The sequence below is a fragment of the Shewanella carassii genome (assembly GCF_019670705.1).
Lineage (GTDB): Bacteria > Pseudomonadota > Gammaproteobacteria > Enterobacterales > Shewanellaceae > Shewanella > Shewanella carassii.
Map to the genome: position 1 here is coordinate 3,033,864 of NZ_AP024618.1, position 12,719 is coordinate 3,046,582.

The window sequence follows — 12,719 nt, forward strand, 5'->3', positions numbered from 1 at the left end:
GCATCGACTCAAACGGCTTGAACAGCATAGGTTTACACTCGGCAAAACTCTCAAGCACCTGCCGTGGGCTTTCGCCCTAACGGCTTCTTGGCACGCCGTGAAATCATCCCTGATGGCTCTACTAAATCGGACTTGCTATCTTTTACCAAGCGCTCTCTTGCGGGCCCGCTGCTTTTGGGCAGCTTTACTCTGGTTTCTCGGCGCGTCGAAACTGCGGTTAAGATCCGGCTCAAACCCGGGCAGCCATTCTCTGGGGAGGCGCCTGTCGAGCATGGCTTCCAGCTCTTCGAGGAGGCGCTCGTCGTCACGACTGAATAGAGTGATGGCGAGCCCTTCCATGCCGGCGCGGCCGGTGCGGCCAATGCGGTGCAGATAATCTTCGCGCTTGAACGGCAGCTCCAGATTGATAACGCAAGGCAAGGCCGCTACATCCAGGCCTCTGGCGGCAACATCTGTGGCCACCAGCAAACGGCATTCACCCGCCTTGAACGCCTGATAGGTCTGCTCCCGCTGAGCCTGACTCAGATCTGAGTGCAGCGCACTGGCGGCCAAGCCCTCGGCACCGAGCTCACAGACCAGTTTGTCGGCGCCCTCCTTGGTGCGGCTGAACAGCAACACCTGACGCCAGTCGTGCCGGCGACAAAGGGCGGCAACGGCGGCGGCCTTACGCTCGCTATCGAGCTCAATCAATCGCTCCTTGATACCGCCATCCTGCTCTGATGCTTGCAGCTCCAGCACTTTGGGAGACTGCAGCAAAGTCTTTGCCAGACGCCAGATGTTGTCGTTGAAGGTGGCGGAAAACAGCAGAGTCTGGCGCTGTTTGGCCATCTTTTTCATCAGCGCCGAGATCTCATCTTCAAACCCCATATCCAACATGCGGTCGGCCTCATCAAACACCAAGGTCTCAACCTTATCCAGCCTGAGACTGCGCTTTTTAAGGTGATCCAGCAGGCGCCCGGGCGTGGCGACCAAGAGATCGACGCCATCCTTGAAGTTCTTTAGCTGCCCATCGAGCGGCACACCGCCATAGGCAATGGCAATCTTCAGCTCGCAGCCCTTGGCATAGCTTTTAATGTTATCGAAAACCTGCTGCGCCAACTCCCGGGTAGGCACCAGCACCAGAGCCTTGGGCGCTGCGGGTTTTACTGCTCTCTCAGCCGTGGCGGGCAGTAAACGCGCCAGCAGCGGCAAAGCAAAGGCGGCGGTTTTCCCTGTGCCCGTCTGTGCCTGCACCAGGAGATCGCTGCCGGCGAGCACCAAAGGAATGGCCTCTGCCTGCACTTGGGTTGCCTTGCTAAAACCCAGTCCGGCCAGATTGGTCAGTAGCGGTTCGGGCAGAGAAAAAGCGGCAAATTCCATGGAGAGTCCTTCAAAAATAAAGCTTAGGGCAAACCGCCATTATACTCTGCTACCCGGTGACAGGTAGGTGTTATCCCTGGGTTCAGGCAGCAAACGTTGCTTACGGGTGAAAAATTAACCGCCCGAGAGACTTATTCGGCTTGACGTTTGCTTTAGGCTGCAGCGCATCTTATTGTCATAAAAAGCAGTTTTACTTTTCTCTGCCCTATTTGAACAAGGAAGCGCCCATGGCCGTCACCAGCTTAGATGCCAGTCAGGTATATCGTCCCGCCAATCTCGACAATCTGGGAGATGAGGTCAAGTCTACCCGCGAACTGGAGCCGCTGGATGACATCATAGGCCAGGAGCGGGCCCAGAGTGCGGTGGAATTTGCCATGTCCATCAAGGAGAAGGGCTACAACATCTATGCCATAGGCCAAAATGGTCTGGGCAAACGCACCATGATGCTGCGTTATCTCAAGCGCCATGAATTTACCGACAAGACACTTAACGACTGGTGTTATGTGGCCAACTTCGACCAGACCCGTACCCCCAAGGTGCTCAAACTGCCCGCCGGCAAGGGCGTCACTTTCAAGAAAGAGATGGAAAAACTGGTTCTCAGGCTGGTCAAGGCGCTGCCGTTGGCGTTTGACAACGAGATGTATTACCGCCGCGCCGACAAGCTCAAGAGTCAGTTGGCGCAAAAACAGGAAGCGGCGCTGTTGGCTCTGAGCGAAGAAGCCAAGGGGATGAAAATAAGCCTCTCCATCAACACTCAGGGCGAGTATCAGTTGATGGCGCTGAACGGTGAAGAGCCGCATACCGAGGAAACCTATCACGCCCTGCCAGAAGCCGAACAACAGGCGTTTGAACAGAATATCAAACACTTGGAATCGCGCCTGCGGGGCATTATCCGCCAATTGACCGAATGGGAAGAGGAGTTCAGCACCAAGCAGCAGGAGCACGATGAACAGGTGGCCCGCGAAGTACTGAGTCATTTCTTCAAGCCGCTCAAGGATGAATACCGCAGTCTGCCGGAAATCCGCTCTTTTCTGACGGCGATGCAAAAAGATATGCTCGGCAATCTGGATATCTTCCTTGAGGAGAGTGAAGACCAACTGGCGCTGGCTTATGCCTCGCTGGAAAAGAAAATGCCCAGGCGCTATCAGGTCAACCTGCTGGTGGGTCAGGAGGAGCAGAAATTCCCTGTGGTGGTAGAGGAAAACCCCACCTATCACGGCCTGTTTGGTTATGTGGAAAACGCCACTTACCGCGGCACTGTCTTTACCGACTTTTCGCTGATCCGCCCCGGCAGCCTGCACAAGGCCAATGGCGGGGTGCTGCTGATGGATGCGGTCAAGGTGCTGGAACGGCCCTATGTTTGGGACGGACTCAAGCGGGCACTGCGTTCCCGCAGTCTGGATCTCAGCTCGCTGGAGCGTGAAGTCTCCCTGTCCGGCACAGTTTCACTGGCGCCGGAGCCTATCCCTCTGGATGTCAAAATCGTGCTCTTCGGTGATAACCAGACCTACCAGTTACTGCAGCATTATGATCCAGACTTCAGCGAGCTGTTTCGGGTAACCGCCGACTTTGAAGATGTGATGCCAAGAAGTCCGAAGGCCGAATGTTTCTATGCCAGATTTATCTCCTCGATAGTGCACGACAACCAGATGCTGCACTGCGATCGCAGCGCCATTGCGCGGATAATCGAATTCAGCTCGCGCCAGGCCGATGACCAAACCCAACTGTCACTGCATTCGGCCAATATCGCCAATCTGCTGCGGGAGACCCACTACTGCGCCAAGGCGGCCAACGCCCGCAGTATTCGCCTCGCACATGTGGAGCAGGCACTGGCGCAGCAGGAGCAAAGGGTATCGCGTCTCAGGGATCAACTGATGCAGAGCTTTCACAAGGGCACCACCCTGATTGATGTGCACGGCAAGGTCTGTGGCCAGGTCAACGCCCTGTCGGTCATCGCCACCACAGATCATCAGTTTGGCCTGCCCAACCGTATCAGCGCGACCACAGCCTTTGGCAAAGGCGAAGTGTTGGACATTGAACACAAGGTGCGCCTCGGCGGCCGTATTCACTCCAAGGGGGTGTGGATCCTCTCGGCCTATATCAAAACCCTGTTGGGACGCGAGGCCGATATTCCGCTGACCACCTCCTTGACCTTCGAGCAATCTTATTCCGGGGTCGATGGCGACAGTGCCTCCATGGCCGAATGCTGCGCCATTATTTCTGCAATCGCCCAGGTTCCCCTGCGCCAGGATATTGCCATCACAGGTTCAATGAACCAGTTCGGTGAAGCCCAGCCCATAGGCGGGGTCAATGAAAAGATTGAAGGCTTTTTCGATGTCTGTGCCATCAAGGGGCGCAGACATACCCAAGGGGTGATCATTCCCGCGGCCAACGCCCACAACCTGATGCTGAAAAAGCCTGTGGTGGACGCCATCAGCAAGGGCAAATTCCATATCTGGACAGTCGAGCATGTAACCGAGGCGATGGCATTGCTGAGCGATATGGAAACCGGCAAGGCCGACAAGCGCGGTCACTACCCGAATGGCAGTTTACTGGGACTGGCCTCGGCCAGGCTGTCAGCTTTAAAAGTCAAAGATAAAGCGTAATCCAACGCTAAAGTAAGCAGCGCCGCTCAAGGGCGGCGTTTGATTATCCCAAAGGGATTGCCCCCCCCAACCGCTGCCGACCTGTGCTGACAGAAGAACGCTCCGGGATACGTTTTACCTCTTCCAGAATAGACTGATAAATCAGCGCAGTAGATTCATGCTGCATTCGCTCGAAGGTGCTGACCAGATGATATGAAGGCGATTTGTGCTCAGGCATGCGGATCTCAAACGGGATCACCAAACGCTGTTTCTCCAGCTCCTTCTCCACCAGCAAGCGGTTGACATAGGCAATTCCCGCGCCCAATACCGCGGCTTCTATGGCCTGAACTGAATTTTGAAATACCAATCTGGACTGTTGTGCCCGCCGTTCAATGTTAAAATACTGTAATACTATATCCCACTGTACCAATCTATTATTGGTATATATTAAAGTCATATTATCGACGGCATTTTGCGTCAAAGATTCATAATTAACCGCATAATATTCAGGGTGACAAACGGCAACCATTTCCTCATCAAAAAGATGTACCGAATAATAGTTATCCCAAGAGTCATAACCGTATCTAATTGCCAAATCCAGACCATTGCTACCAAAATCAAGATATTCCAGGGTGTCAATAAATTCGATACTGATCCCCTTATGATAAATATGGCTCTGGCTCATTCTTGGCAATAGCCAGTTTTTCAGGAGTGACGGCGGCACAGCCACCTTCAATGAAGGGCTATGCCCCTGAACCCCAAGATCTATGGTGGCCTCCTCCATATTTTGTAGAATAATTGCGACTCTGGCGAAATATTTTCGGCCGCTGTGAGTGAGCTCCAATTGCCTGTGACTACGATCAAATAATTCTTTACCAACAAAGTTTTCCAATGCGGCGATTTGATGACTGATTGCGCCCGGCGTCACATTCAGTTCAACCGCTGCCAATTTAAAACTCTTGAGTCTTGCGGCCGCTTCAAAACAAATCACCGCCTTCATTGGTGGAATTATTCTCATATTTTCTCTTAACACTTTAGTTTTTTTAACGTCACAGACGAAAACGATTGGTTTGATAACTCACCCATGCATTAACAATATTATCAAGGCATAACAAAACCATGTGTGAGGATATTCATGAAAAGAATAATGTTATTGGCCGGTACTGCATTTCTGTATACCGGCATGGTATCTGCTGCGGGTCTGGCCGAGCACCATATCAAACAGGCGGGCGCCGATTGTCAGTCCTGCCACAGTCAGCCCATAGAGGTAAAAGACAACGAGGCTCGGGAAAACCAGGCTTGTATCAGTTGCCACGGCTCGCTGCAGGAGTTGGCTCAGCAGGCAAAGCAACCGCTTTCGCCCCACCACAGTCATCTTATTGACCTGTCCTGCACCAGTTGCCACTCAGGCCACAAGGAGCCTGTGATGGTCTGCCAGACCTGCCATGATAGCTTCAAGAGCAGTTTTCATATCCCCTTCTCCGCGAGCGATAAGGTAGCGGATACCTATGTCTTCCCCGAAGTATCGCAGCAAGCCATAGACAAGGCGCTGGCCGCAGGTCCGGTGGAACAGCATGAGCTTCTGGTCATTGGCGCTGGCGCCGCCGGACACGCCGCCGCCGTATCGGCCCGCCAGCACGGCATCAAGGATGTGGTTTTACTTGAGAAACAACCCTATATAGGTGGCAATGGCATGCTGGCCGCCGGTGGCATGGCTTCGGCAGAGACCCTGACCCAGGCGTTTCGTGGTTATCAGGACAGCAAGGCGCTCTGGTATCAGGACACAATGAAGGGTGGGCACCAACTCAATAACCCGGATCTGGTGCATACCCTGATCAACAACGGCAGTGCCGGTATCGATTGGTTGATGGCCTTGGGCGCAGATATGACTTCCGCGGCCAGTGCCGGTGGCCACAGTGCCGAACGTCTGCACCGGCCCAGCGGCGGCGCCAAGTCTGGCCCGGAAATCATCAATACCTTGAAAAATGCGGCCGAAAAACTTGGAGTTGAAACTCGTACCAACAGCAAGGTGATACGCTTAGTGCAAGATAAACAAGGCAAAATCACCGGAGTACTGGTGCAAGGGAAACACAGTGGGGTGAACCTGTTGGCAGCCAAGGCCGTGGTGATCGCCTCCGGCGGCTTTGCCCGCAACAATGCCTTGGTCGCCAAATACAGACCGGATCTCAAGGGGGTGGACTCTACCAATAACCCAGGTAATGTTGGCGATGCGCTCACCTTTGCCACCGCCATTGGCGTGGATACTGTAGATATCGACCAAATCCAGGCCTTCCCTACAGCAGCGGCCGGTAAAATGGTCATCTCCGGCACAGCACGCGGCGCCGGTGCCATATTGCTGAACCGCGATGGTGCCAGATTCTGTGACGAGATGGGCCCCAGGGACAAAGTCTCCGAGTGCATCTGGGCTCAACCCGGAAAAGACGCCTGGCTGGTATTTGATGAAACCGTGTTTGAACGTCTGGGGCAACTGCGGGGCATGCTGGAGCTGGGTATCATCTACAAAGCCGCCGATGCCAAAGAGCTAGCCGTCAAAACCCAAATGAATGCCGAAACGGCAGCCGCCGCCGTCAAACGCTATAACGGTTTTCAGGCCAGTGGCAAGGACAGCGATTTTGGCCGCAAGAATATGGCCGACGATCTGCATTTCCCGCTCTATGCCGTGCAGGTTAAGCCTGCGGTTCACCACACTATGGGCGGCCTTAAAATCGCCACTGACACCCGGGCATTGACTAAAGACGGCAAGCCTATTGTAGGACTTTATGCCGCAGGGGAAGTCACTGGTGGTGTCCATGGTGCCAACCGCCTGGCGGGTAATGCGATAGCCGATACCATAGTCTTTGGTCGCATAGCCGGTGAAAATGTCGCTAACTTTATCAAGCAGATGGCAGACGATAACCAATAACCCATGCTGCCCCTTGTTCAACAGAGCGAGGGGCTAACCTGGGACAAGATTCAATACCAACCGCACTCAATGCCTCGGCATCTCGGCAGCAATATTCGGCTTGCACTATTCTTGTAAAACAAATATCGCCTATTGTCCTGGCTGCAATGGCTGGTGGGCTGATTTCTGTCTATATATTTATGGGATACATCAAATATCAGAGGATAAACAATGAAGTTCAGCCACAAGATTGTCGCCGCCTCCTCTGCATTGCTATTGGTAACAGTTGCACTGCTTTCCAGCAAACAATACTTTGCAGTTCAGGAACAGCTGCAGGCTCAGGTAGGAGCCAGCGTGACCGAAATCATGGATGGACTCAAAAACACGGTTTCTGCCGAGCTGGACTCGCGCAAGAAACTGGCCGCCTATTCAACCAGCTTGCTGGAAACCGATCTCTCGCCTGAGCACATCCGCGATGTGATCACCCGTCCCGTAATAAAAAACAGTTTTCTACTGGTGGGTTTCGGTTATGAAAGCGATGGTTCGAACATCAACAATGATCCCAACTGGGATCCTGGCGCCAATTGGGATCCCAGGACTCGCCCCTGGTATAAAGATGCCAAGCGAGCCAATGGCTTGATCATCACCTCTCCTTATACCGATGCGGCTTCCGGGGAAATGCTGGTTTCCATTGCCACTCCGGTAAAAGATGCAGGACAATTTATCGGCGCCATCTTCTACGATGTCAGTTTGATTCGACTGGCCAACCTGGTTAACGAAGTACAACTCTTCAATGCCGGTTACGTATTTATCGTTACCGGCGATGGCACTATCGTCGCTCACCCCAAATCCGAGTTTAACGGTAAGCCCATGAGTCATTTTCTACCGAAAGTGACGTTGACCGAAGGCAACCAATCAATAGAAATTGATGGAAAACCTTATACTCTGGATTTTGCCAAGGTTAGCGGTGAAAACTGGTATGTTGGCGCCCTGCTGGATGAAGAGATCGCCTATGCCGCCGTCAGCGAGTTACGCAACAGTTCCGTTTTGTATAGCATTATCGCCGTCATCATCAGTATTTCACTGTTATTGATGTTGATCAAAGCCCTGATGCGACCATTGGAAACCCTCAACAAGGCGATACAGGACGTGGCCTCAGGCGAAGGCGATCTGACCCAGAGACTGGATACAGACACTGATGCCGAGTTTTCGGCTCTGGCATCTGGTTTCAACAGTTTTACCGCCAGTCTGCAGCAACTCATCACCCAGTCCAAGAACATAGGACAGCAGATATTGCAGAGTTCTGAAATGACCTCCGCCGAACTGCAGCAATCCACAAACGCCATGAAGTCCCAGCTGCATGAATTGGAGCAGCTTGCCACCGCCATGCATGAGATGGCCACCACTTCATCGGATGTGGCTCGTAATGCCCAGGGCGCAGCCACCGCGGCCAAAGACGCCGACAGCGCCACCAGTGTTGGTACTCAAGTGGTCAGCGCCACTACAGATGCAATTAACGCCCTATCAGAGCGGATAGATATGGCAGTACAAGAGGTCAAAGAACTGGAAACCGCCACCAGCAATATCGCAACGATTCTGAGTGTTATCAATGATATTGCCGATCAGACCAATCTACTGGCACTCAACGCTGCCATCGAAGCCGCCCGGGCCGGAGACTCGGGCCGCGGCTTTGCCGTGGTGGCCGATGAAGTGCGCACTCTGGCACAGCGTACCCAAGAATCCACCACAGAAATTCGCGCCATGATAGAGCAGTTGCAGGCCGGTTCCCGCGCCGTGGCCGATGTGATGAATCAAAGTAAGGACACCACTCAAGAAGCCGTTACCAAGGCCGAAGGCGCCAACGAAGCATTGAACCGGATCCGCGATGCCATTCAACAGATCACCGACATGAATCTGCAAATTGCCTCGGCCGCCGAAGAGCAGAGTCTGGTGGCCGAAGAGATCAACAACAACACTGTCAGGATCAAGGATCTATCGGTACAGGTATCTGATTCGGCAATGCAGGCCAACTCGGCGATGCAGACCCAGACCGAGCATGTCAGGGAACAAGATGCCATTCTCAACAAATTTATTGTTTGAAATCAGATGTCCCTGAATTAATGCTGTAGTTCAATCTAGGACTGGAGACAATCAAAAAAACGGCGAGTATGCCAAAATACTCGCCAAATATGGGGCAATTCTACAAGGACGCCGGGCGTCGCCAATACTGCATCTCGATGGCGCCATGGCTAAGCGGGTTAAGGATAAGACTCCGAACGGGATGTTCTGCTTCAGTCGAGAGTGGCCAGCATCTCATCCGAGTAATCCTGCAGGCGCTCGCCGCTGCGAACCTTGGCGATATAGTCAGGGTTAGCAATAAAGGGACGGCCTATGGCGACCAAGTCAAAACGCCCGGCAGCAATCGCCTCGGCGGCCGTTTCCGGGCTGTAGCCACCCACACCCACTAGATTTCCCTGGTAGTGGCGGCGCATGTAGTCCGATACCCGGCCATCGAGGAAGTCGAAGCGCATGTTGTCGTCAAACATGCCCTCGTGCAGATAGGCCAATCGGCGGCAGCCAAGCTCGGCGAGCAGATAATCAAACACCTGACGGTCACGGGGATCGGCGCTCATATTAAAGTATGCCCCGGGTGACAAACGCAGCGCCGTGCGATCTGCACCTATGGCGGCTATGGTGGCATCCACAACTTCCAGGGCAAAGCGGCTCATGTTTTCAGGCGTTTGACCGTACTCATCTTCACGTCGGTTGCTGTCGTAATGCAGGAACTGATCGATGAGATAACCGTTGGCACCGTGGATCTCCACACCATCGAAACCGGCCTCAATGGCGTTTTCTGCCGCCTTGGCGTAATCACGCACCAGTTCAGCAATCTCGGCCTTGCTGGCCGCCTTTGGGGTTTGGTAGCTCAGCTCGCGCATTCTCGGCACTGTACCTTCAACGCCCACGGCTGATGGCGCCAACACATGTTCACCATTAAAGAAGTGCGGATGCGCGACCCTGCCTGTGTGCCACAGCTGGGCAAAAATCTTACCGCCCTTTTCATGCACGGCATCTGTTACCCGGCGCCAACCGGCAATCTGAGCCTGGGTGAAGAGCCCAGGAGTGTTGGGATAGCCCTGCCCATCCGGGCGAATGATGGTGGCTTCACTGATGATCAGCCCAGCCTCGGCGCGGCGGGCGTAGTAAGCCAACATGGCATCGGTCGGCACCAAATCGGCATCGGCCATACAACGGGTGAGCGGCGCCATCATAAAGCGGTTATTGAGTGTGATGCTGTCATTGAGACGATACTGTTCAAACAAGTTCTGGTACATGGTTCCTGCCCTTGGCGAGTTAACGGCTCAGTCACTGGCATTCGCCTTATTCAGAGCCTGAGGAGCTGAGCCCCTATTTGAATGTTCGTTCAAGATAAAGATTGTTGAATGATCATTCAAGCCTTTTTTGAACAAATATTCAAATTGCAGTAAACTCGGCGCATCACAGTGGGAAATCATCTTATGAGAAACGCCGAATTCGATCGCGAGAAAGTGCTGCGCAGCGCCATGAATGCCTTTATGGCCAAGGGTTACAGCAAGACAAGTATGCAGGATCTGACCCGGGCAACCGGCTTGCATCCGGGGTCTATCTATTGTGCCTTTGACAATAAGCACGGGCTGTTTCTGGCAGCGATTGACCAGTACCACGCCGATCGCGAGCAACAACTGCAAAGCTTTTTCCCGGCCGAGGGTTCACGACTCGAGTGCCTGCGGCGTTATCTGGACAACATAGTCAGCGAGTGCCTCAGCTGTGATGCCAGCCAGGCCTGCCTTTTGGTCAAGGCCTTGAGCGAAGTGGGTGAGCAAGATCTGGCTGTACAACAGAGAGTGAGCCAACATCTACAGCAATGGCAAACGGCGTTGCAGCAGATACTGCAGCAAGCCCAGGTGCAAGGTGAACTGGCCGCTGATAAAGATCCGGCGCAGCTGACCCGCTTTCTGATGATGGGTATTTATGGCCTGCGCACTTATGCCCACACTCACCCGAGCGCCGACGAACTCAGCGCTCTGGCCACAGAGCTGTTTGAGCATCTGAGTCTCTGAGCCTACCGCCAGCCTTGAGCGCCCAAGGCGCAGTCGCACTACAGCATCACTGGGCCTTGAAGCCTATCCGAAAGCCACCCCAGTGTTTACCCTTAACATAGATGGGCACAGAGAGATCGTGCATCACCTCCCCCGTATCCCGCTTGTAGGTCTGCAGCAGCACCGGCTCTGTGTGCTGGCCGCAGCGGATCCCTGTGGGGTCGTTGAACAATCTCTTGGTGCGGTTTTGCAGCATATCCCGCTCCCTATCGCCGGTCAGCGGCTGGCAAAAACGCTGATTGTGAGTAGGAAAGTAGCCCTTCTTATCGACCGCACCGGCGTAAATCACCTCCCGGTGACGCTCCAGTATCGGTTCCTGCAAGGCCGGAAAGTGCTTGTCGGTAAAACCGTCAAAGGCGGTGTTGTATTTGGGCGGCTCAGTCGCCGCTATCGGCCGATATTGCGGCGAAAACAGCTGCTGCTCAGTAAACTTGCCTTCCACCAACCCTCGCTCCAGCGCCTGGCCGCAAGCCTTGGCGGCCTGCTGCGCTTCTTTGAGAATAAGCTGATCGAAACTGCCGGTATCCCAATGGGAAAGCGCCCGGAACATACCCTCTGTGGTCTGCGACAGCCCAAAGGCCTGACGGGAGATCTGCTCGCTGCGACGACCTGTATCTGTCAGCGACTCGCTGATATGGGTAATGGCATTGGAAATATCTGCCGTCGTGCCGCGATATTCACGCAACGCGGCCTCAATCTGCTCCAACGCCTGCGCCGAATCCTCGACACCCGAAGCGATACTGTCAAACCTCTGCTCCAGTGAATTCATGGCATCCACGGCGCCGGCCGTTTGGCTAACCACCTGATTCATTAGCTGTGAGGTGCCATCGGTCAGCTCTCTAATCTGGGTCAACATGGCGGCAATATTCTGAGTAGCCTCTGCGGTCTTGGCCGCCAGACTGCGCACCTCATCGGCCACCACGGCAAAGCCTCTACCCGCCTCTCCGGCCCTGGCGGCTTCAATGGCGGCATTGAGCGCCAACAGATTGGTCTGGGCGGCAACACTGTCAATCACTTCGGTGATTTTGCCTATGGCATCGGCCTGCGCCTTGAGTTGCCCCACGCCGGAGGCGGCCTTGTCGACATCCTGGCTCAAGGCTTCAACCGCACGAAAACCGCTAGCGGCATACTGACGCCCTTCGATGCTGACACTGCGCGATGCCTGTGCCTGATTGAGCACCACTTCGGCATGTTCGCTCAAGGCCACGGTAGTATGACTCAGCTGATTGGCCGCCACGGCAATTTGCCCGGCTTGCTGGCCGCTGGAATCCAGAGTGAATTTAAGTTGGTCAACAAAGTGAGACACTTCGGCAGCGCCGATAGCAATACGACTGGCATCCCGGCCCAGTTGCTGCGCCGCCTTGTCATCACCTGCGCTCTTGCTGGATGCCTGCTTGGCATTTTGAACCACAGGGCGGGAAGCCCAGCGCAGCGCCAATACAGGGCCAATAAGCGCAAGACACCATCCAAACAGTGAAAGCAATAGATTGTCGGCACTTAAAGCCAACTGGACACAACCCAGCGCCAGCGCCCCGAGCAGCAAACCCGCCAGCATAGGCCAAATACGGTTTTCCTCAGACATGCAGCCTCCCTTCCTATCCTTATTGTTGGTTTGCACCAAATAAGGGATCCTTGAGTTTTCAGCATAACCCAAAGCATGGCGCTCTGCCGAATTGGACATAAGTCTATAGTGAGGCTATGAACTTCTACGGCCGGAGACGGTAAGCATGATCA

At 54.1% G+C, this 12,719-nt stretch carries 8 protein-coding genes; 4 read left to right on the forward strand and 4 right to left on the reverse strand.

The window, feature by feature from the left end; genetic code table 11:
* Window positions 1-135: 135 nt before the first annotated feature.
* Window positions 136-1,359 (reverse strand): DEAD/DEAH box helicase, encoded by a 1,224-nt coding sequence (locus tag K5621_RS13755; protein WP_221049508.1) that lies wholly within the window; start codon window positions 1,357-1,359, stop codon window positions 136-138.
* Between the two features lie 227 nt (window positions 1,360-1,586).
* Between K5621_RS13755 and K5621_RS13760 the strand changes: the two genes are divergently transcribed.
* The gene (locus K5621_RS13760; protein ID WP_221049509.1) at window positions 1,587-3,965 is read left to right on the forward strand and encodes a Lon protease family protein; all 2,379 of its coding nucleotides are present in this window, start codon (window positions 1,587-1,589) and stop codon (window positions 3,963-3,965) included.
* Between the two features lie 43 nt (window positions 3,966-4,008).
* Here the strand turns inward: K5621_RS13760 and K5621_RS13765 are convergent, their stop codons facing one another.
* Window positions 4,009-4,962, reverse strand: a complete 954-nt coding sequence (locus tag K5621_RS13765; RefSeq protein WP_221049510.1) for a LysR substrate-binding domain-containing protein — start codon at window positions 4,960-4,962, stop codon at window positions 4,009-4,011.
* A gap of 117 nt (window positions 4,963-5,079) precedes the next feature.
* Between K5621_RS13765 and K5621_RS13770 the strand changes: the two genes are divergently transcribed.
* Together K5621_RS13770 and K5621_RS13775 are read left to right on the forward strand one after the other, a co-directional pair.
* Window positions 5,080-6,867: a flavocytochrome c gene (locus K5621_RS13770; protein WP_221049511.1), complete on the forward strand. Its 1,788-nt coding sequence runs from the start codon at window positions 5,080-5,082 to the stop codon at window positions 6,865-6,867.
* A gap of 210 nt (window positions 6,868-7,077) precedes the next feature.
* Window positions 7,078-8,946 carry a methyl-accepting chemotaxis protein gene (locus K5621_RS13775; protein WP_221049512.1) on the forward strand — a complete coding sequence of 623 codons (1,869 nt, stop codon included), beginning with the start codon at window positions 7,078-7,080 and terminating at the stop codon, window positions 8,944-8,946.
* A gap of 191 nt (window positions 8,947-9,137) precedes the next feature.
* Here K5621_RS13775 and K5621_RS13780 read toward each other — a convergent pair whose 3' ends face one another.
* The gene (locus tag K5621_RS13780; protein ID WP_221049513.1) at window positions 9,138-10,181 is read right to left on the reverse strand and encodes an alkene reductase; all 1,044 of its coding nucleotides are present in this window, start codon (window positions 10,179-10,181) and stop codon (window positions 9,138-9,140) included.
* A gap of 183 nt (window positions 10,182-10,364) precedes the next feature.
* On the opposite strand from K5621_RS13780, the gene K5621_RS13785 reads away from it, so the two are divergent.
* Window positions 10,365-10,946 (forward strand): TetR/AcrR family transcriptional regulator, encoded by a 582-nt coding sequence (locus K5621_RS13785; protein WP_221049514.1) that lies wholly within the window; start codon window positions 10,365-10,367, stop codon window positions 10,944-10,946.
* A 46-nt stretch (window positions 10,947-10,992) separates the two neighbouring features.
* Here K5621_RS13785 and K5621_RS13790 read toward each other — a convergent pair whose 3' ends face one another.
* A complete protein-coding gene (locus K5621_RS13790) occupies window positions 10,993-12,567 on the reverse strand; it encodes a methyl-accepting chemotaxis protein (protein WP_245003086.1) in 1,575 nt (524 codons plus the stop codon).
* Window positions 12,568-12,719: the final 152 nt, after the last annotated feature.

Coding starts and splice junctions, on each gene's coding strand:
- K5621_RS13780 (WP_221049513.1), bottom strand. CDS start 10,181: ATGTACCAGAACTTGTTTGAACAGTATCGTCTCAATGACAGCATCACA.
- K5621_RS13775 (WP_221049512.1), top strand. CDS start 7,078: ATGAAGTTCAGCCACAAGATTGTCGCCGCCTCCTCTGCATTGCTATTG.
- K5621_RS13765 (WP_221049510.1), bottom strand. CDS start 4,962: ATGAGAATAATTCCACCAATGAAGGCGGTGATTTGTTTTGAAGCGGCC.
- K5621_RS13785 (WP_221049514.1), top strand. CDS start 10,365: ATGAGAAACGCCGAATTCGATCGCGAGAAAGTGCTGCGCAGCGCCATG.
- K5621_RS13760 (WP_221049509.1), top strand. CDS start 1,587: ATGGCCGTCACCAGCTTAGATGCCAGTCAGGTATATCGTCCCGCCAAT.
- K5621_RS13790 (WP_245003086.1), bottom strand. CDS start 12,567: ATGTCTGAGGAAAACCGTATTTGGCCTATGCTGGCGGGTTTGCTGCTC.
- K5621_RS13770 (WP_221049511.1), top strand. CDS start 5,080: ATGAAAAGAATAATGTTATTGGCCGGTACTGCATTTCTGTATACCGGC.
- K5621_RS13755 (WP_221049508.1), bottom strand. CDS start 1,359: ATGGAATTTGCCGCTTTTTCTCTGCCCGAACCGCTACTGACCAATCTG.